This is a genomic window from Tenacibaculum caenipelagi (assembly GCF_004363005.1).
Taxonomy (GTDB): Bacteria; Bacteroidota; Bacteroidia; order Flavobacteriales; family Flavobacteriaceae; genus Polaribacter; species Polaribacter caenipelagi.
Window position 1 is genome coordinate 387,061 of the sequence record NZ_SNYH01000001.1, and the last position, 21,836, is coordinate 408,896.

The following is a 21,836-nucleotide window of genomic DNA, read 5'->3' on the forward strand; positions in this document are numbered from 1 at the left end:
TGACAGCTTAAAGGCTCTTTACTTTTTTAGTTACTTCTTCAAGCACCTCAAAAGCAGTTTCAGCCATCTTATTTCCTTTTAAATCTAACAAAGGGTTCACTTCTACAAATTCTACACAAGCAATTTTATTACTTGCTAACAACCCGTTTATAATATTGATAATTTCATATTGATCAAATCCTTTAGGTACTGGTGTTCCAGTTCCATAAGAAATCATATCACAATCCATTGCATCTACATCAAATGACACATAAATTACATCGCAATTAGATAGTTTTTCTAAAGCTTCATTTACACAAACTTCTAATCCGCGATAGCGAACCTCGTCAACCATATAGTTTTTGATACCATACTTCTCCATTTGCTTGTTTTCTGACTCTTCCGTATCACGAACCCCGAAGAAAACGATATCTTCTGGTAAAACTTTCTGCCCAGGAATTCCAATATTTTTCATACGTTCCCATAACTCAGAAGTTTCTCTGTCTACATCATTGATTTGACAGTCTAAATTATCATCTGAAATAGCAGCGGACAAAGGCATTCCGTGAATGTTTCCTGATGGTGAAGTATAAGGCGAATGTAAATCTCCATGTGCGTCAATCCAAACTACTCCTACTCTTTGCATTGGATAAGCGGCTTTAACTCCACTAATAGTTCCTAAAGCAGAGGAATGATCTCCTGAAAGTACAATTGGAAATTTTCCTTCTTGTAAATTAACTTTTACATGGTTGCTTAAACGTTTACATTGATTAAAAACGCTATCAATTCGCTTTGCAAATGAATTATTCTCCTTATTATAAATTGATTCGTTTTCTGTAATTACATCTTCAAATTCAAACGAGTCAAAGTAGTTACTTTTTTTGTTTATCGCTGCAATTTCAATTGCATCAATTCCCATATCTGAACCACGAGTTCCTGCTCCTATATCAGATCTATTTTTGATAATTTTAATTTCTTTCATCATCAGTTATTTTGAATAAAAAAATGTCATCTAAAATTTATTAAATGACATCTTTTTATGTATTATCTTTTGTCTAACTCTACAAATTCCCTTAAGTTTTCACCTACATAAACTTGACGTGGACGACCAATTGGTTCTTTGCGTAAACGCATTTCTCTCCATTGAGCAATCCATCCTGGTAAACGCCCTAAAGCAAACATTACAGTAAACATTTCAACTGGGATACCCATAGCACGATAAATAATTCCTGAATAGAAATCTACATTTGGATATAATTTTCTATCTACAAAGTATTTATCTTCTAACGCTTCTTTTTCTAAACCTTTCGCTACATCTAAAATTGGATCTTCAACTCCTAAATCTCCTAATACTTCATCTGCTGCTTTTTTAATAATTTTAGCTCTTGGATCGAAGTTCTTATACACACGGTGTCCGAATCCCATTAAACGGAAAGGATCATCTTTATCTTTAGCTTTTCCCATGTACTTTTTCGTATCACCTCCATCTTCTTTAATTGCTTCTAACATTTCAAGTACGGCTTGGTTTGCTCCACCATGTAAAGGTCCCCATAAAGCAGAAATTCCTGCTGATAACGATGCAAATAAACCTGCATGAGAAGATCCTACGATACGTACTGTTGAAGTTGAACAGTTTTGTTCGTGATCTGCATGTAAGATTAATAATTTATCTAAAGCATTGATCATAATCGGATTCAACTCATACTCATCGTTTGGCTTTTGAAACATCATTGTTAAGATGTTTTCTACATATCCTAATTTACGAGACCCGTAATGTAATGGTAAACCTTGTTTTTTACGTAACGTCCATGCAACTAATACTGGGAATTTCCCCATTATCTTCACAATGGCTTTATACATATCTTCTTCTGAATCAACATTTACAGAAGATGGATTAAAAGCTGTTAATGCAGATGTTAATGATGATAATACTCCCATTGGGTGTGCATTTTTAGGAAATGCATCTATAATCTTCTTAATATCATCGTCTACAATAGCTTCATCTAAGATATCTGTATAGAATTTATCTAACTGTTCTTTTGTAGGTAATTCTCCAAAAATTAATAAATAAGCTACTTCTAAAAAGTCTGCTTTTTCAGCTAACTCTTCAATAGAATATCCTCTATATCTTAATATTCCTTCTTCTCCATCTAAAAATGTAATAGCACTTTGGCATGAACCTGTATTCTTATACCCCGGATCAATAGTAATTATTCCATCCGTGGCTCCTCTTAAAGCTTTAATATCAATTGCAGTTTCATTTTCGGTTCCCTTTACTAAAGGAAATTCGTACGTATTTTCGCCAATTTGTAATTTTGCTATATCTGACATTTTTATTTCTTAAATTTTAATGATTGAAGTGAGTTGCGAAGATACCATTTTTTGGATTATTTTAAAAGACCCAACAGATAGATTTTTAATATAAAAATATAGCAGTTTTTTATTTAAATAATCTATAAAAAATAACCCTTGTTAGAATTTCTAACAAGGGTTTATATAATAGTAAAAACGCTTTTTACTTTATTTTAAACGCTTTTTCTTGCGGATAATAAGCTACATCAGCTAATTCCTCTTCTATACGCAATAACTGGTTGTATTTTGCCATACGATCTGAACGAGAAGCAGAACCTGTTTTGATTTGTCCACAGTTTAATGCTACTGCTAAATCTGCAATTGTATTATCTTCAGTTTCTCCTGAACGGTGGCTCATTACAGAAGTATATCCTGCATTGTGCGCCATATTTACAGCAGCAATCGTTTCAGTTAAAGTACCTATTTGATTTACTTTAATTAAGATTGAATTTGCAATTCCATTCTCAATTCCTTTTGATAAACGCTCAACGTTTGTTACAAATAAATCATCTCCAACTAACTGAACTCTATCTCCTACTTTTTCTGTTAACATCTTCCATCCATCCCAATCGTTCTCATCCATTCCGTCTTCAATAGAAATAATAGGGTATTTTTCGCATAGTTCAGCTAAATAAGCTGCTTGTTCTTCAGAAGTTCTTACTGCTCCTTTATCTCCTTCAAACTTAGTATAATCATATTTTCCATCTACATAAAATTCGGCAGAAGCACAATCTAACGCAATCATAACCTCTTCTCCAAATTTATATCCTGCATTTTTAGTTGCTAAAGCAATTGTTTCTATAGCATCCTCAGTTCCTTCTAAGGTTGGAGCAAATCCCCCTTCATCACCTACTGCTGTAGATAAATTACGATCGTGTAATACTTTCTTTAAATTGTGAAAAATTTCTGAACCTACCTGCATTGCCTCTGTAAAGTTTTGAGCTTTTACTGGCATAACCATAAACTCTTGGAACGCGATTGGTGCATCTGAGTGAGAACCTCCATTGATAATATTCATCATCGGAACTGGTAAAGTGTTTGCCGAAACTCCACCTACGTAACGATATAACGGTAAACCTAATTCATTTGCTGCTGCTTTTGCTACAGCTAATGAAACTCCTAAGATAGCATTCGCTCCTAATACAGACTTGTTTGGAGTTCCATCTAAATCAATCATTATTTGATCAATCATGTTTTGTTCAAAAACAGATACTCCTAATAATTCTTGGGCAATCACTGTGTTTACATTTTCAACTGCTTTTAACACGCCTTTACCCATATAATCTTTTCCTCCATCACGCAATTCAACCGCTTCGTGCTCTCCTGTAGAGGCTCCAGATGGTACTGCTGCTCTACCAACAATTCCATTTTCGGTAGTTACATCTACTTCAACTGTTGGATTTCCTCTTGAATCAAAAATTTGACGTGCGTGAATGTTGATTATCATACTCATAGTTGTTTATTTTTTTACTCTTGGACAAACCTCAGAGTGATGTGAAATTTATTTTAAATTATAGATCCCCGTGAGTTGTAACCCACGGGAATGTATTGTATACTTTTTATAAAGCCTATCCTTTTACTTTTTTGATGTTTTCTATAAACTGATCAAATAAGTACTCAGCATCGTGTGGCCCAGGACTTGCCTCAGGATGATACTGTACCGAAAATACATTTTTAGATTTCATTCTGATACCTGCCACTGTATTATCATTTAAATGTACATGTGTAATTTCTACATCAGGATGTGCTTCAGTCTCCTCTCTATTGATTGCAAATCCGTGATTTTGTGAGGTAATTTCCCCTTTTCCTGTTATTAAGTTTTTTACTGGATGATTAATACCACGGTGACCGTTGTGCATCTTATAGGTAGAAATTCCATTAGCTAATGCTATTACTTGGTGACCTAAACAAATTCCGAATAACGGTAAATCTCTTTTGATAATTTCTTTTGCTGTATTTTGAGCTTCTTCTAAAGGTTCTGGATCTCCAGGTCCATTAGAAATAAAATATCCATCAGGATTAAAATCACTCATTTCTTCAAAACTTGCATTATATGGATATACTTTAATGTACGCTCCTCTTTTTGCCAAGTTTCTTAAAATGTTTTTCTTGATACCGATATCTAATGCAGATATTTTAATCGGCGCATTTTCATTTCCAAAAAAATAAGGCTCTCTTGTAGATACTTTTGATGCTAACTCAAGACCTTCCATATTAGGAGTAGCTGCTAACTGCTTCTTTAGTTCATCTATTTTGTCTACTTCTGTTGAAATAATAGCATTCATAGCTCCATTATCTCTAATGTAAGACACTAACGCACGAGTATCAACATCTGAAATAGCAACCAAATTATGCTGTTTGAACCAATCGAATAAATTTCCGTCAGAATCTACACGAGAGTGTGTAAAACTAAAGTTACGACAGATTAATCCTGAAATTTTAATTCCGTCAGATTCTACTTCTTCATTGTTAACTCCATAATTACCAATATGAGCATTGGTCGCTACCATAAGTTGACCGAAATAAGAAGGATCGGTAAAAATTTCTTGATATCCTGTCATTCCTGTATTAAAACAAATTTCTCCTGTTGCGGTTCCTTCTATTCCAATAGATTTCCCGTAGAAAATAGTTCCGTCTGCTAATAAAACTAATGCTTTTTTACGTGTTTGATATTTCATTTAGTGTGTTGTGTAATTTGAGTGCAAAAATATATAAAAAAAGGGACAAACATTAAATGTTCGTCCCTTTGATATAATTTATAAAAATTTTCATTTTTATTCTTCTTCTTGTGAAGTTTGAGTTTCAACAGCTGCTTCAACTTTCTTCGCTCCACCACGACGGCTACGACGAGTAGTCTTTTTAGCTTTGTTTCCTTTTGGATCGTATAACTCGTTGTAATCAACTAATTCAACCATTGCCATAGGAGCATTATCTCCTTGACGGTTTCCTAATTTGATAATACGTACATATCCTCCTGGTCTCTCTGCTACTTTTACAGATATCTCTTTGAATAATTCTGTAACAGCTTCTTTGCTACGTAAGTAACTAAATACTACACGACGGTTGTGAGTTGTATCCTCTTTAGATTTTGTAATTAAAGGCTCTACAAACTTACGTAAAGCTTTCGCTTTAGCTTCAGTAGTATTGATACGCTTGTGCTCGATTAAAGAACAAGCCATGTTAGATAACATCGCTTTTCTGTGCGCTGTTTTTCTTCCTAAATGATTAAATTTCTTTCCGTGTCTCATGACATTTGGTTTTAGCTTTCATCTTGCTTCTACCCTAGTTTAGGGGAGCAAAATATGAAAGGTTAATCTTTATCTAATTTGTATTTGCTTAAATCCATTCCGAAATTTAAACCTTTGTTTGCCACTAACTCATCTAATTCAGTTAATGATTTTTTACCAAAGTTTCTAAACTTCATTAAGTCACTTTTGTTAAATGATACTAAATCTCCTAAAGTATCTACTTCTGCAGCTTTTAAACAGTTTAAAGCACGAACTGATAAATCCATATCAACTAATTTCGTCTTTAATAACTGACGCATATGTAATGATTCTTCATCATATGTTTCAGTTTGTGCAATTTCATCTGCCTCTAAAGTGATACGCTCATCTGAGAATAACATAAAGTGGTGGATTAAAATCTTAGCTGCTTCAGTTAAGGCATCTTTAGGATTGATAGAACCGTCAGTATCAATATCGAAAACTAATTTTTCGTAATCGGTCTTTTGCTCTACACGGAAATTTTCAACAGCATATTTTACATTCTTTATAGGAGTGTAAATAGAATCTGTAAAAATTGTTCCTAAAGGTGCACCAGCTCTTTTGTTTTCTTCTGCTGGTACAAAACCTCTACCTTTTTCAATGGTAATTTCAGCATTTAACGTTACTGATTTATCCATGTTACAAATTACTAAATCTGGATTTAGTACTTGGAAACCTGAGATAAATTTTTGCAAATCACCAGCTGTTAATTGCTCTTGTCCTGATATTGCGATAGAAACTGTTTCTCTGTCAGATTCTTCAATCTGCTTTTTAAAACGTACTTGTTTTAAATTTAAGATAATTTCAGTTACATCTTCTACAACACCTTGAATTGTTGAGAACTCGTGATCAACACCATCAATACGTAATGATGTGATGGCAAATCCTTCTAAAGAAGATAATAGTACTCTTCTTAAAGCATTACCAACTGTTAATCCAAAACCTGGTTCAAGAGGTCTGAATTCGAATCTTCCTGAAAAATCAGTAGATTCAATCATTATTACTTTATCAGGCTTTTGAAAATTTAAAATTGCCATATTTATTTTCTTCGTTTTAATTGTTATTCAGTTGCGCGGTTTATAAGTGTGAAGAAATACGAATAAACCCTTTGGCTGAATCCCAATATGATTAATTTATTACTTAGAATATAATTCTACGATTAACTGTTCTTTGATGTTCTCAGGAATTTGTAATCTTTCTGGTACTTTTATAAAAGTTCCTGATTTTTGATCAGCATTCCAAGTTAACCATTCGTAAACACTACTATTAGCAGCTAATGCATTTTCAATAGCTTCTAATGATTTAGACTTTTCTCTTACAGCAATAACATCTCCTTCGTTTAATCTATAAGATGGAATATTTACGATATCACCATTAACAGTAATATGGCGGTGAGAAACTAACTGACGTGCAGCTCTACGTGAAGTAGCGATACCTAAACGGTAAACAACATTATCTAAACGAGATTCACATAATTGTAATAAAACCTCACCTGTAATTCCTTTAGAAGCTGATGCTTTTTTGAATAAGTTACTGAACTGACGCTCTAAAATACCATAAGTATATTTAGCTTTTTGCTTTTCCATTAACTGGATTGCATATTCAGATTTTTTCCCTCTTCTTTTACCTACTCCGTGTTGTCCTGGAGGGTAATTTCTTTTTTCGAAGTTCTTATCGTCTCCGAAAATTGCCTCGCCAAATTTACGAGCAATCTTAGTTTTTGGTCCTGTATATCTTGCCATTTCTAATTAATTTAGTAGGGATTATGAATTAAGGCGTACTCCTTCGATAATCTTGAATCCTACTGTTGTTAAAACACTTTATTTTTTGCGCACAAAAGTACACTAAATAAAGTATAAGTTGGATTAATTCAACTTATACTCTTCTTCTTTTAGGTGGACGACATCCGTTATGTGGAATTGGAGTAACATCAATGATTTCTGTTACTTCGATACCAGCATTGTGGATAGATCTGATAGCAGATTCTCTACCGTTACCTGGTCCTTTAACATATACTTTTACTTTACGTAAACCAGCTTCTTTTGCAACTTCTGCACAATCTTCTGCTGCTAATTGAGCTGCATAAGGAGTATTCTTTTTAGAACCTCTAAAGCCCATTTTTCCGGCAGATGACCAAGAAATTACATCACCTTTTTTGTTTGTTAAAGAAATAATAATATTGTTGAATGATGCAGTAACGTGAGCTTCACCTACTGATTCTATTACAACTTTACGTTTTTTTGTTACTTTAGACTTTGCCATAATTCTTTACTATTAGTAAAAAATAATCAACGATTATTTTTTCTTGTTAGCTACAGTTTTTCTCTTACCTTTTCTTGTACGAGAGTTATTCTTCGTTCTTTGTCCTCTTAATGGTAATCCAAGTCTGTGACGAATACCTCTTTGACATCCGATGTCCATTAAACGTTTGATGCTTAATTGAACTTCAGAACGTAACTCACCTTCAATAGTGTAAGTTCCTACTTGCTCACGAATTGCTGCAATCTGATCATCAGTCCAATCTTGAACTTTGATGCTTTCATCTATATTAGCAGCCGCTAAAATCTCTTTAGCTCTACTTTTTCCTATACCAAAGATGTAAGTTAAAGCGATAACACCTCTTTTATTCTTTGGAATATCTATACCTGCGATTCTTGCCATAACTACCCTTGTCTTTGTTTAAATCTAGGATTCTTTTTGTTAATTACATATAATCTGCCTTTTCTGCGAACTATTTTGCAGTCGGCACTTCTTTTCTTTAATGATGCTCTTACTTTCATCAGTGTGTGTTTTTAATATCTGTAAGTAATTCTTGCCTTTGATAAATCATACGGACTCATTTCTAATTTCACCTTATCTCCTGGTAATAATTTGATATAATGCATACGCATTTTTCCAGAAATGTGAGCCGTAACAATATGTCCGTTTTCTAATTCTACGCGAAACATTGCATTTGATAATGCTTCTGTAATTGTTCCGTCTTGTTGAATTGCTGGTTGCTTAGCCATATTATTTTAATGATTTTCTATTACTACTGCTACCTGTTTTCATTAATCCGTCGTAACGACTGTTTAATAAATACGAGTTTATTTGCTGAATTGTGTCTATTGCAACTCCTACCATAATGATTAGAGATGTTCCTCCGTAAAACATTGCCCAATTTTGGGTAACACCAAACTTAATTATAATTGCAGGTAATACAGATAAAGCTGCTAAGAATATAGAACCTGGTAAAGTAATTTTTGACAATACCGAGTCTAAAAAGCTAGCTGTTTCTTCACCTGGTTTATACCCTGGAACAAAGCCATTACTTCTTTTTAAATCTTCTGCCATTTTATTCGTAGGAATAGTAATTGCAGTGTAAAAGTAACTGAAGACAATAATTAACAACGCAAATATAACGTTATACCATAAACCGAAATTATCAGTTAAACTGTTTAATGCTGGGTACTTTTGCCCTAATGCTATTGGTAAAAACATAATAGCTTGTGCAAAGATAATAGGCATTACTCCAGCAGCATTCAATTTTAATGGAATGTACTGTCTAGCGCCATCAACATCTTTAATGTTTGTAACTGCTGTACGACGTGCGTATTGAACTGCAACTTTACGTACTGCGGTAACTAATAAAACGGTTAACAAGATTACTACAAACCAAACTATTAATTCGATTAAAATCACCATAATTCCTCCTGCTCCAGCAGTTTGTTTAGAAACCAACTCTTGAATAAATGCAGCTGGGAAGTTTGCTATAATACCTACAGTAATTAATAATGATATACCATTACCAACTCCTTTATCAGTAATACGCTCTCCTAACCACATTGCAAAAATTGTTCCTGCACTTAAAAGAATAATAGATGATATCCAAAATGTTGCTCCAGTTACTAAAAATGCTTCAGGTCCTAATCCCATTTGATTTTGGATTACTCCAATATAGGTTGGTGCTTGAAACAAGGTAATAGCAATTGTAAGCCATCTTGTAATTTGCGTAATCTTCTTACGTCCACTTTCTCCATCCTTTTGTAATTTTTGTAAATATGGTACCGCAATACCCATTAACTGAACTACAATAGATGCAGAAATGTAAGGCATTATACCTAGTGCCATTACTGACGCTCTAGCAAATGCCCCACCTGTAAATGCGTTTAATAAACCTAAAAGCCCACTAGAAGTACTGTCTTTTAATGCTGTTAATTGTGTTGGGTCAATTCCTGGTAAAGGAACCGCTGCCATAAAACGGTAAACAGCAATTAAACCTAAAGTTAAAAGTAACTTTTCTTTTAACTCTTCAATCTTCCAAATGTCTTTTAAAGTATTTATAAAATTCATCATTTACAATTCTTATAAGGTAACTGCTTCACCACCTGCCGCTTCAATAGCTGCCTTAGCTGATGCAGTAAATTTATGTACAGTTATATTTAATTTAGCTTTTAACTCGCCACCACCTAATATCTTTATTAAGTCGTTTTTACGAGCTAATCTATTTTCTACTAAAATATCTAAATTAACTGTATCTGTTATCTTTCCGTTATCTACTAATGATTGTAATTTGTCTAAATTTATACCAACATATTCTTTACGATTAATGTTAGTGAAACCAAATTTAGGCACACGTCTTTGAAGTGGCATCTGTCCTCCTTCAAATCCTATCTTACGAGAATAACCAGAACGAGATTTAGCTCCTTTGTGTCCTCTTCCTGCAGTAGTTGCTTTACCAGAACCTTCTCCACGTCCAAGACGCTTCCCTTTGTTCTTAGTCGCTCCAACTGCTGGCTTTAAGTTGTGTAAACTCATCTTTTATTATCTTATTTAATTTCTTCTACAGAAACTAAGTGTTGAACTTTATTTACCATACCCAAAATTGTAGCCGTTGCATCATGCTCTACAGTTTGGTTCATTTTACGTAAACCTAACGCCTCTAACGTTCTTTTTTGATTTTTAAGGCGACCGATTTTACTTTTTACTTGTGTAATTCTAATTTTACTCATCGTCTTAAATTTTAACCGTTAAAAACTTTCTCTAAAGATATACCTCTTTGCTTAGCAATAGTTGCTGCGCTACGTAATTGTAACAAAGCATCAAAAGTTGCTTTTACTACGTTATGAGGATTTGATGATCCTTGAGATTTTGATAATACGTCTTTAATACCAACAGATTCTAATACTGAACGCACAGCACCTCCGGCAATAACTCCGGTACCATGTGAAGCTGGCTTGATGAATACTTTCGCTCCACCAAACTTACCTTTTTGTTCGTGTGGTAATGTTCCGTCTAAAATAGGAATACGTACTAAGTTTTTCTTTGCATCTTCAACTGCTTTTGCAATTGCTGAAGAAACATCTTTAGATTTCCCTAATCCGTGACCTACAACACCGTTACCATCTCCAACAACTACGATAGCAGAAAAACCAAATGCTCTACCTCCTTTAGTTACTTTGGTAACACGTTGTACTCCTACTAATTTATCTACAAGCTCTAATCCGCTTGGTTTTACTCTTTCTACGTTTTTATATCCTAACATAATATAATTTCTTAAAATTTTAAACCAGCTTCTCTAGCAGCGTCTGCTAATACTTTAACTCTACCGTGGTATAAATACCCATTACGATCAAAAGCAACAGTATCAACCCCAGCTTTTACAGCTTTTTCAGCGATAGCTTTTCCTACTGCTGTAGCTGCTTCTGCTTTAGAACTAGATGTAATTTCTTTATCTCTTGATGATGCAGATGCTAATGTTACACCAGCAACGTCATCAATTAACTGAGCATAGATCTCTTTGTTACTTCTAAAAACTGATAATCTTGGTTTAGCAGCTGTACCAGTAACTATTTTTCTAATTCTATGCTTAATTCGTTGTCTTCTTTCAAGCTTTGATAATGCCATAATAATTTCTCTTATTTATTATGCAGATTTACCTGCTTTTCTTCTTAATACTTCTCCTACAAACTTAATTCCTTTTCCTTTGTAAGGTTCTGGCCTACGGAAAGAACGAATTTTTGCTGCAACCTGACCTACTAATTGTTTGTCATGTGAAGTTAATTTCACGATTGGATTCTTACCTTTTTCAGATACAGTTTCAACCTTAACTTCTGGAGCTAAATCTAAAATAATGTTATGAGAGAAACCTAAGGCTAAATCTAATTTTTGTCCTTGGTTAGATGCTCTATAACCAACACCTACTAACTCTAACTCTTTAGTAAACCCTTTGCTTACACCTTCAACCATGTTATTGATTAAAGCACGGTATAAACCATGTGCAGCACGGTGATCTTTACTATCTGATGGTCTTTCTAAAGTGATTATACCATCTTCTACTTTCACAGTAATATCAGAAGCCAACTCTTGAGTTAATTCTCCTAATTTACCTTTAACTGTTACCACGTTTCCGTCTACTTTAACTTCAACACCTTGTGGCAATGCGATTGGATTTTTTCCTATTCTACTCATCTTACAAAATGTTTTTTAGTAAACGTAACACAATACTTCTCCACCAACGTTCTCTTGTCTTGCCTTTTTGTTTGTCATTACACCTTTCGATGTAGAAACAATAGCAATACCTAAACCGTTTAATACTCTTGGCATTTCTTTAGCGCCAACGTACTTACGTAAACCTGGTGTTGAAATTCTTTGAATCTTTCTGATTACTGATTCTTTCGTATCACGATCGTATTTTAAAGCTATCTTGATAGTTCCTTGCACTTTATCGTCATTGAACTGATAACTTAAAATGTAACCTTGATCGAACAAAATTTTCGTCATTTCCTTCTTCAACTTTGAAGCAGGAACTTCAACTACTCTGTGGTTAGCTGCAATAGCATTTCTCACACGAGTAAGAAAATCCGCGATTGGATCTGTATACATAGTTAATTAAATTGCGGTTTTGGTTTTTAGCAATTCTACTTTATGTGATAAATTACAATTACTAAACCTGAAACCAGTTAATATTTATTTTTTGTTTTTATGGTAAAAACTCATAAGCATTATACTCTTTACAAGTATTTACTTACAAGGCATAATTTACCCTATAAAAACAGTGTGCAAATATACATAAACTTTTTGAAAATCAAACCTTTTTGGTAATTATCATTTTGAGTATTAATTTATTGAGTACTTATACGTGTTTTATTACTTAAAACTAGAGTTCAAAAAATTAAAAAAATAAAAATTAGTATTTTGATTAAACACAAAAAGGCGCACAACTTTTTATTATTGTACACCTTTTGTTTATGTATAAAAGTACTGTTACCAGCTTGCTTTTTTCACTCCTGGAATTAATCCTTGGTTAGCCATTTCACGGAAAGTAACACGTGAAATTCCGAACTGACGCATATATCCTTTTGGACGTCCAGTTAGCTTACAACGGTTGTGCATTCTAATTGGTGATGCGTTTTTAGGTAACTTTTGTAATGCTTCGTAGTCTCCAGCTTCTTTTAAAGCTTTTCTCTTTTCAGCATACTTAGCAACCATTTTAGCTCTTTTGCGCTCACGCGCTTTCATTGATTCTTTAGCCATCTTATTAATTCTTTTTAAATGGTAATCCTAATTCTCCTAATAATGACTTAGCTTCTTTATCAGTGTTAGCAGATGTTACGAATGTAATATCCATACCACTAATTTTTTTCACTTGATCAATATTAATCTCTGGATAGATGATTTGCTCAGTAATACCTAAATTGTAATTACCTCTACCATCAAAACCGTTTGCTTTGATTCCGTTAAAGTCTCTTACACGTGGTAAAGAAGCTGTAACTAATCTATCTAAAAATTCGTACATTTTATCTCCTCTTAACGTAACTTTTGCACCAATTGGCATTCCTTTACGTAACTTGAAGTTTGCAACGTCTTTTTTAGAAATTGTTGATACTGCTTTTTGACCTGTAATTGTAGTTAACTCATCAATAGCATATTCTATTAATTTCTTATCTGCTATAGCTGCACCAACACCTTTACTTACAACGATTTTTTGTAATTTAGGTACTTGCATTACATTGCTATAACCAAATTCATCAGTAAGAGCTTTGATAACTCTGCTCTTGTACTCTTCTTTTAATCTTGGTACGTAACTCATGGTTATATTGCTTTATCTGATTTTTTTGAAACTCTTACTTTCTTATCTCCTTCTACTTTATAACCTACTCTTACTGCTTCACCGTTTTCAACTAAAGCAACGTTTGATATATGTAATGGAGCTTCCTTTTTTACAATTCCTCCTTGTGGATTTGCAGCACTTGGTTTAGTGTGTTTAGACACCATATTAACACCTTCTACTACTACTCTATCCTTATCTTTAAGAATTTGTAAAACTTTACCTTCAGATCCTTTGTGATCTCCTGCTATAACTTTAACAGTATCTCCTGATTTAATTTTAAATTTTTTCATTTTAAAATTTGATTTTATAACACCTCAGGTGCTAATGATACTATTTTCATAAATTGTTTCTCACGTAATTCACGAGCCACAGGACCGAATACACGTGTACCTCTCATTTCCTCTGAAGGATTTAAAAGTACACAAGCATTGTCATCAAATCTGATATATGATCCGTCTTTACGTCTAACTTCTTTCTTAGTACGAACAACAACTGCACGAGATACTTGACCTTTCTTTACAGTTCCGTTTGGAGTTGCAGATTTAACCGTAACAACGATTTTATCTCCAACGCTAGCGTAACGCTTTTTTGTTCCTCCTAAAACTCTAATCACTAAAACTTCTTTTGCTCCAGTGTTATCTGCGACTTTTAATCTTGATTCTGTCTGTAACATATTATTTAGCTCTTTCTAGGATTTCTACTAATCTCCAACGTTTAGATTTACTCATAGGACGTGTTTCCATGATCCTTACAGTATCACCTTCGTTGCAATCGTTATTCTCGTCATGTGCAACGTACTTCTTAGTCTTTAATACGAACTTTCCGTACATTGGGTGCTTTACTCTCTTTACCTCGCTAACTACGATAGATTTCTCCATTTTGTTGCTAGATACTACACCGATTCTCTCTTTTCTAAGATTTCTTTTTTCCATCTTTAAAACTGACTAGAATTATTGTAATTCTCTTTTAGTTAACTCTGTAGCAATTCTTGCCACAGTTTTTCTTAAGCTACGTAACTCTAATGGATTTTCCAATGGAGTTATGGCGTGAGCCATCTTAAGATCAGTATAATTTTTCTTCAACGCCCCTAGCTTTTCTTGTAAGTCAGCTGTTGATAATTCTTTAATTTCTGATTGTTTCATGATCTAAATAGAATTAAGCGTTATAATCAAAATCTCTTGCTATTACAAACTTCGTTTTTACAGGAAGTTTTTGAGCTGCTAAACGTAAAGCTTCTTTTGCTACTTCCATTGGTACTCCACCAACTTCAAACAAAATTCTACCTGGTTTTACAACAGCTACAAAATGATCAGGTGCACCTTTACCTTTACCCATACGTACCTCTAATGGTTTCTTAGTGATAGGTTTATCTGGGAAAATTTTAATCCAAAGTTGCCCCTCTCTTTTCATATAACGAGTTGCCGCAATACGAGCTGCCTCAATTTGACGAGAGGTAAGTAAATTCTGGTCTAATGATTTAATACCAAACATTCCGTTAGAAAGTTCAGTACCTCTACCAGAGTTACCTTTCATATTTCCTTTCGCCTTCTGTACCTTACGGTATTTTACTCTTTTTGGCTGTAACATTTTTAATTTCTTTTAAAAATTATTTTCTTCTGCGAGGTTGACGTTTTGTATTACCTCCTCCTTTGTTAGAAGAATTACCTTTTTGCTTAGATAATCCTACTAATGGAGATAATTCACGTTTTCCATAAACCTCACCTTTCATAATCCATACTTTCACACCGATTCTTCCGTATGTAGTATGTGACTCAACAAGTGCGTAGTCGATGTCTGCTCTGAAGGTAGAAAGAGGAATTCTTCCTTCTTTGTAATGCTCAGAACGCGCCATTTCAGCTCCGTTTAAACGACCTGATAATTGCACTTTAATTCCTTCTGCATTCATTCTCATTGCAGCAGCAATCGCCATTTTAGTAGCTCGCTTGTAAGAAATTCTGTTTTCGATTTGACGTGCGATACTAGCAGCAACTAATTTTGCATCTAATTCTGGACGCTTAATTTCGAAAATGTTAATTTGAACTTCTTTTCCTGTAATTTTCTTAAGCTCTTCTTTTAACTTGTCTACCTCTTGACCTCCTTTACCAATAATGATACCTGGACGTGCAGTAGTGATAGTAACGGTTACAAGTTTTAAAGTACGCTCAATGATAATACGAGAAACACTTGCTTTTGATAAACGAGCGTTGATATACTTTCTGATTTTATCATCTTCAGCAATCTTATCTCCGTAGTCATTTCCACCATACCAGTTAGATTCCCATCCTCTGATAATTCCTAAACGATTTCCTATTGGATTTGTCTTTTGTCCCATTTCTACTTTGATTAATTACTGTTATTTTTAGCCCCTAACTCTAAAGTTACGTGATTAGAACGCTTACGAATTCTATGTGCACGCCCTTGTGGAGCTGGTCTTAACCTTTTTAACATACCTGCGCTATCAACACAAATTGATTTTACATATAATCCAGCATCTTCGATGCTTGCATCTTCATTTTTAGCTTGCCAGTTAGCAATTGCTGATAATAATAACTTTTCTAAGTTACGTGATGCTTCTTTTGGACTAAATTTTAAGATTTGTAAAGCTCTTTCAACTTCAACTCCTCTTACTAAATCTGCTACCAAGCGCATTTTTCTTGGTGATGTAGGACAATTAGTTAATTTAGCGAAAGCTCTAGACTTTTTAGCTTCTTTTAACTGTGTTGCCATGTTATGTTTACGACTTCCCATAATTTCCTACTATTTTTTACCTTTATTTTTTGCACCAGCGTGCCCTCTAAAAGAACGTGTTGGTGAAAATTCGCCTAATTTATGACCTACCATGTTTTCAGTAACGTAAACTGGTACAAACTGACGTCCGTTGTGAACTGCAATTGTTTGCCCTACGAAATCTGGAGTAATCATACTTGCTCTAGACCAAGTTTTGATAACTGATTTGCTTCCTGCTTCTACGTTAGCTAACACTTTTTTCTCTAACTTATAGTGAACGTAAGGTCCTTTTTTTAATGATCTTGCCATGGTTTATTATTTCTTTCTACGTTCTATAATATACTTGTTACTAGCTTTGGTCTTAGATCTTGTCTTGAATCCTTTAGCTGGGATACCGTTTCTAGATCTTGGATGTCCTCCAGAAGAACGACCTTCACCACCACCCATTGGGTGATCAACTGGGTTCATACGAACAGCATTCGTTCTTGGTCTTCTACCTAACCATCTACTTCTACCTGCTTTACCAGATACTAATAATTGGTGGTCTGAGTTAGACACAACTCCGATAGTTGCCATACAAGTTAATAAGATTAATCTTGTTTCACCTGAAGGTAACTTTACTGTTGCATACTTACCATCTCTTGCCATTAATTGAGCAAATGAACCAGCTGAACGAGCCATAACAGCTCCTTGTCCTGGGTGTAACTCAATACAAGAAATTGTAGTTCCTAATGGAATATCGCTTAAGTACATAGCATTACCAACTTCTGGTGCAGCTTCTTTACCTGAAACGATAGTTTGACCTACTTTTAAACCGTTTTGTGCAATTACATAACGTTTTTCACCATCAGCATAACTAACTAATGCAATAAATGCTGTACGGTTTGGATCGTACTCGATAGTTTTTACTGTTGCAGGAATACCTTGCTTATCTCTTTTAAAATCGATAATACGATATTTTTGCTTGTGACCTCCACCGATATTACGTGTAGTCATTCTACCCTGACTGTTTCGACCTCCAGATCGTTTTTTCGGAGCTAATAAAGATTTCTCCGGCTTATCAGTAGTAATGGTGTCGAACCCATTTACAACTCTAAAACGCTGACCTGGTGTTATTGGTTTTAATTTTCTAACTGACATTCTGTCTTTTCTTAAAGATTGTTATAAAAATCAATAGTTTCTCCTTCAGCTAACTGAACGATTGCCTTCTTGTATCCACTTGTTAATCCAGATACTAAACCTTTTTTAGTGTATTTAGTTTTTCTTAATGCTGGATAATTCATTGTTTTTACAGACTCAATCGCTACACCATAAGTAGCTTCAACAGCTCCTTTGATTTCTAATTTGTTAGCTTTTTTGTTTACAACAAATGTATAACGGTTGTTTAACTCGCTATCATTTGTAGCTTTCTCTGTAATAATAGGTTTAATTAAAATACTCATTTTCTTCCCTATTTACTTAAATTAGACTCAATTCCTTCTAGAGAGCTTTCTGCGATTACAACTTTATTAGCATTTAAAACGCTATAAGTGTTAATTCCTGAAGCATCTACTACTTTAGAACCTTTTAAGTTACGAGATGATAAGTAAACATTTTTACTTTCTTCACCTAATACAAATAAAGACTTTTTAGCGTCTAATTCTAAAGCTTTTAATACATTGATAAACTCTTTAGTTCTTGGAGCTTCAAAATTGAAGTCTTCAATTACAACTAAATTGTTTTCTTTTGCTTGAATACTTAAAGCTGACTTACGTGCTAAACGCTTTAAGTTTTTATTCAATTTAAAAGAATAATTTCTTGGTCTTGGACCGAAAATACGTCCACCACCTCTAAAAACTGGAGATTTGATACTACCCGCACGAGCTGTACCAGTTCCCTTTTGTTTTTTAATCTTTCTTGTACTACCAGCAATCTCAGCTCTTTCTTTCGATTTATGAGTACCTTGTCTTTGATTTGCCAAATACTGCTTTACATCTAAATAAATTGCATGATCATTTGGCTCAATTCCGAATACCTCGTTAGAAAGTTCAACTTTTCTACCAGTATCTTTTCCTGTAATATCTAATACTGCTACTTTCATTATTTCTCGATAGTTACATAAGAGTTTTTGTGACCAGGAACAGCTCCTTTTACTACGATAAGATTCTTATCTGCAACCACTTTTAAAACTCTTAAATTTTGAACTTTTACTTTGTCTCCACCCATACGTCCTGCCATACGCATTCCTTTGAATACTCTTGCAGGGTATGATGCTGCACCAATTGAACCAGGAGCTCTTAAACGGTTATGTTGACCGTGAGTTGCTTGTCCAACTCCGGCAAAACCATGACGTTTAACAACACCTTGAAATCCTTTACCTTTAGAAATTCCTGATACATCAACGAATTCTCCTTCAGTAAATAATTCAACAGTAATTGAGTCACCTAATTTGTACTCACCATCAAACTCTTGGAATTCAACAACTTTTTTCTTAGCAGATGTACCAGCTTTTTTAAAGTGACCATCTAAAGCTTTATTAGAGCTTTTTGCTTTTTTGTCATCGAAACCAAGTTGTAAAGCGTTATAGCCGTCAACCTCTTCGGTTCTGACTTGGGTAACAACGCAAGGACCTGCTTCGATTACAGTACAAGGAATATTCTTCCCGTTCTCATCGAATAAGCTGGTCATTCCAATTTTTCTTCCTATTAACCCAGACATATTTGTTAATTTTCAGACGAATAGATATCTTTTATCCAGCGCGTCTATTAATAAATGATTATTTGAAACGAATGTTTCTATTTTTTCCTTTTGGATTTTTCAAAAAAAAAGAGCGAAAAACATCTTCACTCTGAATTTGTTTTTACCATTTTTCCTTCGCGAAACCCTCAGGACATGTCATTTCTGTATATTTTACAGAAATTTTGCACACCAAAACCTAAATTTCGGTGTGCAAAAGTATAAAAAACTTTCGGCTTAACAAAATTAAACCGAAAGTTATTAATTTACTTATACTTTGATCTCAACTTCAACTCCACTTGGTAACTCAAGTTTCATTAAAGCATCAATAGTTTTTGATGATGAACTATAGATGTCTAATAATCTTTTGTAAGCAGATAATTGAAATTGCTCTCTAGATTTTTTGTTTACGTGTGGTGAACGTAATACTGTAAAAATCTTTTTATTTGTTGGTAAAGGAATTGGCCCGTTTACTACAGCTCCAGTACTCTTTACTGTCTTTACGATTTTTTCAGCAGACTTGTCTACTAAATTATAGTCGTAAGATTTTAACTTTATTCTAATTTTTTGACTCATCTTAATTAACCTTTAGCGTTAGCGATTACTTCTTCAGCAATGTTACTTGGAGTCTCTGCATAGTGAGAGAATTCCATAGTAGAAGTTGCTCTACCTGAAGATAATGTTCTTAATGAAGTAACATATCCAAACATTTCTGATAATGGAACGATAGCTTTTACTACTTTAGATCCAGCACGATCGCTCATATCATTTACTTGTCCACGTCTTCTATTTAAATCTCCAACGATGTCTCCCATGTTTTCTTCTGGAGTTAACACCTCTAATTTCATCATTGGCTCCATGATTACAGCTCTTGCAGCTTTTGCAGCAGCTTTATAACCCATTTTAGCAGCCAATTCGAATGATAACTGATCAGAATCTACAGGGTGGAAAGATCCATCCTTTAAAGTAATCTTCATCGCATCCATTTCGTATCCTGCTAACGGACCATTTTTCATTGCTTCTTTGAATCCTTTTTCTACAGAAGGAACAAATTCCTTAGGAACGTTACCACCTTTAATAATAGACTCAAATTGTAATCCTGTTACACCTTCATCAGCTGGCTCCATAGTAAATACAATGTCAGCAAACTTACCACGTCCACCAGATTGTTTCTTATAAACCTCTCTGTGATCTGCAGTAGCTGTAATAGCTTCTTTGTACTCTACTTGTGGTTGTCCTTGATTTACTTCAACCTTAAACTCACGCTTTAAACGGTCTACAATAATATCTAAATGTAACTCACCCATTCCTGAAATTACAGTTTGCCCTGAAGCTTCATCTGTTTTTACAGTAAATGTTGGATCTTCTTCAGCTAATTTAGCTAAAGCCATACCTAATTTATCTACGTCAGCCTTAGTTTTAGGCTCAACAGCGATACCGATTACAGGATCTGGGAAATCCATAGATTCTAAAACGATTGGGTGTTTCTCATCAGATAACGTATCCCCTGTTTTAATATCTTTAAATCCTACTGCAGCTCCAATATCTCCTGCTTCGATATAATCGATTGCATTTTGCTTGTTAGAGTGCATTTGGTAAATACGAGAAATACGCTCTTTTTTACCTGAACGGTTGTTTAACACATAAGAACCTGCATCTAAACGACCTGAGTAAGCACGGAAGAATGCTAAACGACCTACGAAAGGATCGGTAGCGATTTTAAATGCTAAAGCTGAAAATGGTGCTTTTGCATCTGGCTTACGAGTTTCTTCTTCTCCTGTATCAGGGTTAGTACCGATGATATTTTCTCTATCTACTGGAGAAGGTAAATAACGACATACAGCGTCTAATAAGAACTGAACACCTTTATTTTTGAATGAAGAACCACATACCATAGGAATGATAGACATATCCATTACAGCAGCTCTAAGTGCAGCGTGCACCTCTTCTTCTGTAATTGAATCTTCGTCTTCCATATATTTCTCTAATAAGTTTTCGTCATAAGCAGCAACCTCTTCGATTAACTTACCACGTAACTCACGAGCTTCTTCTTTTAATTCTTCTGGAATATCTACAATATCGAAAGTTGATCCATAGTTATCATCATGCCAAATAATAGCACGGTTTTTAACTAAATCAACAATTCCTTTAAAGTCTGCTTCATCACCAATATTTAAAACGATTGGCACTGCGTTTGACTTTAACATATCTTTTACTTGCTGACATACTGCTAAAAAGTTAGCTCCTTGACGGTCCATTTTGTTAACGAAACCAATACGAGGTACTTTATAGTTATCAGCTAAACGCCAGTTAGTTTCTGATTGTGGCTCAACTCCATCTACTGCAGAGAATAAGAACACTAATCCGTCTAATACACGTAATGAACGGTTTACCTCTACGGTAAAATCAACGTGACCTGGAGTATCAATAATATTAAAATGATATCCTTTAGCATCAGCGGTAGGCTTTCCATTTTCTGTTGGGAATTGCCATGTACAAGTAGTTGCTGCAGAAGTAATAGTAATACCTCTCTCAGCTTCTTGTTCCATCCAGTCCATTGTAGAAGCCCCATCGTGAACCTCTCCAATTTTATGAGACACTCCTGTATAGAAAAGAACACGCTCAGTTGTTGTTGTTTTACCAGCATCAATATGAGCAGCAATACCTATATTTCTTGTATATTTTAAATCTCTTGCCATTTCTTA

The 21,836-nt window shown here is 34.3% G+C and carries 34 protein-coding genes; all 34 read right to left on the reverse strand.

The features are described from left to right. Nucleotides 1-7 precede the first annotated feature (7 nt). Complete coding sequence (locus DFQ07_RS01675) at nt 8-961, reverse strand: arginase (RefSeq protein ID WP_243743914.1); 954 nt, start codon at nt 959-961, stop codon at nt 8-10. A gap of 62 nt (nt 962-1,023) precedes the next feature. Then, nucleotides 1,024-2,310, reverse strand: a complete 1,287-nt coding sequence (locus tag DFQ07_RS01680) for a citrate synthase (protein WP_133534548.1) — start codon at nt 2,308-2,310, stop codon at nt 1,024-1,026. Between the two features lie 184 nt (nt 2,311-2,494). Next, nucleotides 2,495-3,784 (reverse strand): phosphopyruvate hydratase, encoded by a 1,290-nt coding sequence (gene eno / locus DFQ07_RS01685; protein WP_133534549.1) that lies wholly within the window; start codon nt 3,782-3,784, stop codon nt 2,495-2,497. Between the two features lie 115 nt (nt 3,785-3,899). After that, nucleotides 3,900-5,009: a glutamine-hydrolyzing carbamoyl-phosphate synthase small subunit gene (gene carA, locus DFQ07_RS01690; RefSeq protein WP_133534550.1), complete on the reverse strand. Its 1,110-nt coding sequence runs from the start codon at nt 5,007-5,009 to the stop codon at nt 3,900-3,902. A gap of 96 nt (nt 5,010-5,105) precedes the next feature. Continuing rightward, a complete protein-coding gene (rplQ, locus tag DFQ07_RS01695) occupies nt 5,106-5,579 on the reverse strand; it encodes a 50S ribosomal protein L17 (protein ID WP_133534551.1) in 474 nt (157 codons plus the stop codon). Nucleotides 5,580-5,641: 62 nt separating this feature from the next. Further along, nucleotides 5,642-6,634: a DNA-directed RNA polymerase subunit alpha gene (locus DFQ07_RS01700; protein WP_047789816.1), complete on the reverse strand. Its 993-nt coding sequence runs from the start codon at nt 6,632-6,634 to the stop codon at nt 5,642-5,644. Nucleotides 6,635-6,733: 99 nt separating this feature from the next. Beyond that, nucleotides 6,734-7,339 carry a 30S ribosomal protein S4 gene (rpsD, locus tag DFQ07_RS01705; RefSeq protein ID WP_133534552.1) on the reverse strand — a complete coding sequence of 202 codons (606 nt, stop codon included), beginning with the start codon at nt 7,337-7,339 and terminating at the stop codon, nt 6,734-6,736. A gap of 133 nt (nt 7,340-7,472) precedes the next feature. Beyond that, nucleotides 7,473-7,859 carry a 30S ribosomal protein S11 gene (gene rpsK, locus DFQ07_RS01710; protein ID WP_133534553.1) on the reverse strand — a complete coding sequence of 129 codons (387 nt, stop codon included), beginning with the start codon at nt 7,857-7,859 and terminating at the stop codon, nt 7,473-7,475. A 33-nt stretch (nt 7,860-7,892) separates the two neighbouring features. After that, nucleotides 7,893-8,258 carry a 30S ribosomal protein S13 gene (rpsM, locus tag DFQ07_RS01715; protein WP_133534554.1) on the reverse strand — a complete coding sequence of 122 codons (366 nt, stop codon included), beginning with the start codon at nt 8,256-8,258 and terminating at the stop codon, nt 7,893-7,895. A gap of 2 nt (nt 8,259-8,260) precedes the next feature. Then, nucleotides 8,261-8,377, reverse strand: a complete 117-nt coding sequence (ykgO, locus tag DFQ07_RS01720; protein ID WP_010181906.1) for a type B 50S ribosomal protein L36 — start codon at nt 8,375-8,377, stop codon at nt 8,261-8,263. A 12-nt stretch (nt 8,378-8,389) separates the two neighbouring features. After that, nucleotides 8,390-8,605: a translation initiation factor IF-1 gene (infA, locus tag DFQ07_RS01725; protein ID WP_024740627.1), complete on the reverse strand. Its 216-nt coding sequence runs from the start codon at nt 8,603-8,605 to the stop codon at nt 8,390-8,392. 1 nt (nt 8,606) lies between these two features. Beyond that, entirely contained in the window at nt 8,607-9,929 is a 1,323-nt protein-coding gene (gene secY, locus DFQ07_RS01730) for a preprotein translocase subunit SecY (protein ID WP_133534901.1), read from the reverse strand. A gap of 12 nt (nt 9,930-9,941) precedes the next feature. Further along, entirely contained in the window at nt 9,942-10,394 is a 453-nt protein-coding gene (rplO, locus tag DFQ07_RS01735) for a 50S ribosomal protein L15 (protein ID WP_133534555.1), read from the reverse strand. Between the two features lie 11 nt (nt 10,395-10,405). Next, a complete protein-coding gene (gene rpmD, locus DFQ07_RS01740; protein ID WP_133534556.1) occupies nt 10,406-10,588 on the reverse strand; it encodes a 50S ribosomal protein L30 in 183 nt (60 codons plus the stop codon). Between the two features lie 11 nt (nt 10,589-10,599). Next, a complete protein-coding gene (gene rpsE, locus DFQ07_RS01745; RefSeq protein ID WP_394346847.1) occupies nt 10,600-11,121 on the reverse strand; it encodes a 30S ribosomal protein S5 in 522 nt (173 codons plus the stop codon). 11 nt (nt 11,122-11,132) lie between these two features. Then, complete coding sequence (gene rplR / locus DFQ07_RS01750; RefSeq protein WP_133534558.1) at nt 11,133-11,483, reverse strand: 50S ribosomal protein L18; 351 nt, start codon at nt 11,481-11,483, stop codon at nt 11,133-11,135. Nucleotides 11,484-11,501: 18 nt separating this feature from the next. Then, nucleotides 11,502-12,047, reverse strand: a complete 546-nt coding sequence (gene rplF / locus DFQ07_RS01755) for a 50S ribosomal protein L6 (protein ID WP_133534559.1) — start codon at nt 12,045-12,047, stop codon at nt 11,502-11,504. Between the two features lie 15 nt (nt 12,048-12,062). Further along, nucleotides 12,063-12,461, reverse strand: a complete 399-nt coding sequence (gene rpsH, locus DFQ07_RS01760; RefSeq protein ID WP_028890739.1) for a 30S ribosomal protein S8 — start codon at nt 12,459-12,461, stop codon at nt 12,063-12,065. Between the two features lie 381 nt (nt 12,462-12,842). Continuing rightward, nucleotides 12,843-13,112 (reverse strand): 30S ribosomal protein S14, encoded by a 270-nt coding sequence (rpsN, locus tag DFQ07_RS01765; protein ID WP_028890738.1) that lies wholly within the window; start codon nt 13,110-13,112, stop codon nt 12,843-12,845. 4 nt (nt 13,113-13,116) lie between these two features. Next, nucleotides 13,117-13,668, reverse strand: coding sequence for a 50S ribosomal protein L5 (rplE, locus tag DFQ07_RS01770; protein WP_028890737.1), 552 nt, complete (start codon nt 13,666-13,668; stop codon nt 13,117-13,119). Between the two features lie 2 nt (nt 13,669-13,670). Then, nucleotides 13,671-13,979, reverse strand: coding sequence for a 50S ribosomal protein L24 (gene rplX / locus DFQ07_RS01775; protein WP_133534560.1), 309 nt, complete (start codon nt 13,977-13,979; stop codon nt 13,671-13,673). A 14-nt stretch (nt 13,980-13,993) separates the two neighbouring features. Continuing rightward, a complete protein-coding gene (gene rplN / locus DFQ07_RS01780) occupies nt 13,994-14,362 on the reverse strand; it encodes a 50S ribosomal protein L14 (RefSeq protein ID WP_028890735.1) in 369 nt (122 codons plus the stop codon). 1 nt (nt 14,363) lies between these two features. Continuing rightward, nucleotides 14,364-14,621: a 30S ribosomal protein S17 gene (rpsQ, locus tag DFQ07_RS01785; protein WP_028890734.1), complete on the reverse strand. Its 258-nt coding sequence runs from the start codon at nt 14,619-14,621 to the stop codon at nt 14,364-14,366. 18 nt (nt 14,622-14,639) lie between these two features. Next, the gene (gene rpmC / locus DFQ07_RS01790) at nt 14,640-14,831 is read right to left on the reverse strand and encodes a 50S ribosomal protein L29 (protein WP_028890733.1); all 192 of its coding nucleotides are present in this window, start codon (nt 14,829-14,831) and stop codon (nt 14,640-14,642) included. A gap of 13 nt (nt 14,832-14,844) precedes the next feature. Continuing rightward, nucleotides 14,845-15,276, reverse strand: coding sequence for a 50S ribosomal protein L16 (gene rplP, locus DFQ07_RS01795; RefSeq protein ID WP_133534561.1), 432 nt, complete (start codon nt 15,274-15,276; stop codon nt 14,845-14,847). 19 nt (nt 15,277-15,295) lie between these two features. Further along, entirely contained in the window at nt 15,296-16,021 is a 726-nt protein-coding gene (gene rpsC / locus DFQ07_RS01800; protein ID WP_133534562.1) for a 30S ribosomal protein S3, read from the reverse strand. Nucleotides 16,022-16,032: 11 nt separating this feature from the next. Further along, on the reverse strand, nt 16,033-16,437 hold the full coding sequence (rplV, locus tag DFQ07_RS01805) for a 50S ribosomal protein L22 (RefSeq protein WP_133534563.1): 405 nt from the start codon (nt 16,435-16,437) through the stop codon (nt 16,033-16,035). A gap of 9 nt (nt 16,438-16,446) precedes the next feature. Then, nucleotides 16,447-16,725, reverse strand: coding sequence for a 30S ribosomal protein S19 (gene rpsS / locus DFQ07_RS01810; RefSeq protein ID WP_028890729.1), 279 nt, complete (start codon nt 16,723-16,725; stop codon nt 16,447-16,449). Nucleotides 16,726-16,731: 6 nt separating this feature from the next. Then, a complete protein-coding gene (gene rplB, locus DFQ07_RS01815; protein WP_133534564.1) occupies nt 16,732-17,556 on the reverse strand; it encodes a 50S ribosomal protein L2 in 825 nt (274 codons plus the stop codon). Nucleotides 17,557-17,567: 11 nt separating this feature from the next. Further along, on the reverse strand, nt 17,568-17,858 hold the full coding sequence (rplW, locus tag DFQ07_RS01820; protein ID WP_133534565.1) for a 50S ribosomal protein L23: 291 nt from the start codon (nt 17,856-17,858) through the stop codon (nt 17,568-17,570). A gap of 8 nt (nt 17,859-17,866) precedes the next feature. Further along, complete coding sequence (gene rplD, locus DFQ07_RS01825; RefSeq protein WP_133534566.1) at nt 17,867-18,496, reverse strand: 50S ribosomal protein L4; 630 nt, start codon at nt 18,494-18,496, stop codon at nt 17,867-17,869. Continuing rightward, nucleotides 18,496-19,113 (reverse strand): 50S ribosomal protein L3, encoded by a 618-nt coding sequence (gene rplC / locus DFQ07_RS01830; RefSeq protein WP_133534567.1) that lies wholly within the window; start codon nt 19,111-19,113, stop codon nt 18,496-18,498. The genes rplD and rplC overlap by 1 nt, the downstream gene beginning before the upstream one ends. 288 nt (nt 19,114-19,401) lie before the next feature. Next, nucleotides 19,402-19,707, reverse strand: a complete 306-nt coding sequence (gene rpsJ, locus DFQ07_RS01835; RefSeq protein WP_024740605.1) for a 30S ribosomal protein S10 — start codon at nt 19,705-19,707, stop codon at nt 19,402-19,404. 5 nt (nt 19,708-19,712) lie between these two features. Further along, the gene (gene fusA / locus DFQ07_RS01840; protein ID WP_133534568.1) at nt 19,713-21,830 is read right to left on the reverse strand and encodes an elongation factor G; all 2,118 of its coding nucleotides are present in this window, start codon (nt 21,828-21,830) and stop codon (nt 19,713-19,715) included. Between the last annotated feature and the right edge of the window lie 6 nt (nt 21,831-21,836).

Coding starts and splice junctions, on each gene's coding strand:
- rpsM (WP_133534554.1), bottom strand. CDS start 8,258: ATGGCAAGAATCGCAGGTATAGATATTCCAAAGAATAAAAGAGGTGTT.
- rpsD (WP_133534552.1), bottom strand. CDS start 7,339: ATGGCAAGATATACAGGACCAAAAACTAAGATTGCTCGTAAATTTGGC.
- rplC (WP_133534567.1), bottom strand. CDS start 19,113: ATGTCTGGGTTAATAGGAAGAAAAATTGGAATGACCAGCTTATTCGAT.
- infA (WP_024740627.1), bottom strand. CDS start 8,605: ATGGCTAAGCAACCAGCAATTCAACAAGACGGAACAATTACAGAAGCA.
- rplR (WP_133534558.1), bottom strand. CDS start 11,483: ATGGCATTATCAAAGCTTGAAAGAAGACAACGAATTAAGCATAGAATT.
- rplB (WP_133534564.1), bottom strand. CDS start 17,556: ATGTCAGTTAGAAAATTAAAACCAATAACACCAGGTCAGCGTTTTAGA.
- rpsK (WP_133534553.1), bottom strand. CDS start 7,859: ATGGCAAAGTCTAAAGTAACAAAAAAACGTAAAGTTGTAATAGAATCA.
- rplW (WP_133534565.1), bottom strand. CDS start 17,858: ATGAGTATTTTAATTAAACCTATTATTACAGAGAAAGCTACAAATGAT.
- carA (WP_133534550.1), bottom strand. CDS start 5,009: ATGAAATATCAAACACGTAAAAAAGCATTAGTTTTATTAGCAGACGGA.
- rplF (WP_133534559.1), bottom strand. CDS start 12,047: ATGAGTAGAATAGGAAAAAATCCAATCGCATTGCCACAAGGTGTTGAA.
- rplD (WP_133534566.1), bottom strand. CDS start 18,496: ATGAAAGTAGCAGTATTAGATATTACAGGAAAAGATACTGGTAGAAAA.
- eno (WP_133534549.1), bottom strand. CDS start 3,784: ATGAGTATGATAATCAACATTCACGCACGTCAAATTTTTGATTCAAGA.
- rpsN (WP_028890738.1), bottom strand. CDS start 13,112: ATGGCTAAAGAATCAATGAAAGCGCGTGAGCGCAAAAGAGCTAAAATG.
- rpsH (WP_028890739.1), bottom strand. CDS start 12,461: ATGTATACAGATCCAATCGCGGATTTTCTTACTCGTGTGAGAAATGCT.
- secY (WP_133534901.1), bottom strand. CDS start 9,929: ATGAATTTTATAAATACTTTAAAAGACATTTGGAAGATTGAAGAGTTA.
- fusA (WP_133534568.1), bottom strand. CDS start 21,830: ATGGCAAGAGATTTAAAATATACAAGAAATATAGGTATTGCTGCTCAT.
- ykgO (WP_010181906.1), bottom strand. CDS start 8,377: ATGAAAGTAAGAGCATCATTAAAGAAAAGAAGTGCCGACTGCAAAATA.
- rpmC (WP_028890733.1), bottom strand. CDS start 14,831: ATGAAACAATCAGAAATTAAAGAATTATCAACAGCTGACTTACAAGAA.
- DFQ07_RS01680 (WP_133534548.1), bottom strand. CDS start 2,310: ATGTCAGATATAGCAAAATTACAAATTGGCGAAAATACGTACGAATTT.
- rpsQ (WP_028890734.1), bottom strand. CDS start 14,621: ATGGAAAAAAGAAATCTTAGAAAAGAGAGAATCGGTGTAGTATCTAGC.
- rpsJ (WP_024740605.1), bottom strand. CDS start 19,707: ATGAGTCAAAAAATTAGAATAAAGTTAAAATCTTACGACTATAATTTA.
- rpsS (WP_028890729.1), bottom strand. CDS start 16,725: ATGGCAAGATCATTAAAAAAAGGACCTTACGTTCACTATAAGTTAGAG.
- rpsE (WP_394346847.1), bottom strand. CDS start 11,121: ATGTTAGGATATAAAAACGTAGAAAGAGTAAAACCAAGCGGATTAGAG.
- rplP (WP_133534561.1), bottom strand. CDS start 15,276: ATGTTACAGCCAAAAAGAGTAAAATACCGTAAGGTACAGAAGGCGAAA.
- DFQ07_RS01675 (WP_243743914.1), bottom strand. CDS start 961: ATGAAAGAAATTAAAATTATCAAAAATAGATCTGATATAGGAGCAGGA.
- rpsC (WP_133534562.1), bottom strand. CDS start 16,021: ATGGGACAAAAGACAAATCCAATAGGAAATCGTTTAGGAATTATCAGA.
- rpmD (WP_133534556.1), bottom strand. CDS start 10,588: ATGAGTAAAATTAGAATTACACAAGTAAAAAGTAAAATCGGTCGCCTT.
- rplN (WP_028890735.1), bottom strand. CDS start 14,362: ATGTTACAGACAGAATCAAGATTAAAAGTCGCAGATAACACTGGAGCA.
- rplO (WP_133534555.1), bottom strand. CDS start 10,394: ATGAGTTTACACAACTTAAAGCCAGCAGTTGGAGCGACTAAGAACAAA.
- rplX (WP_133534560.1), bottom strand. CDS start 13,979: ATGAAAAAATTTAAAATTAAATCAGGAGATACTGTTAAAGTTATAGCA.
- rplV (WP_133534563.1), bottom strand. CDS start 16,437: ATGGGAAGTCGTAAACATAACATGGCAACACAGTTAAAAGAAGCTAAA.
- DFQ07_RS01700 (WP_047789816.1), bottom strand. CDS start 6,634: ATGGCAATTTTAAATTTTCAAAAGCCTGATAAAGTAATAATGATTGAA.
- rplQ (WP_133534551.1), bottom strand. CDS start 5,579: ATGAGACACGGAAAGAAATTTAATCATTTAGGAAGAAAAACAGCGCAC.
- rplE (WP_028890737.1), bottom strand. CDS start 13,668: ATGAGTTACGTACCAAGATTAAAAGAAGAGTACAAGAGCAGAGTTATC.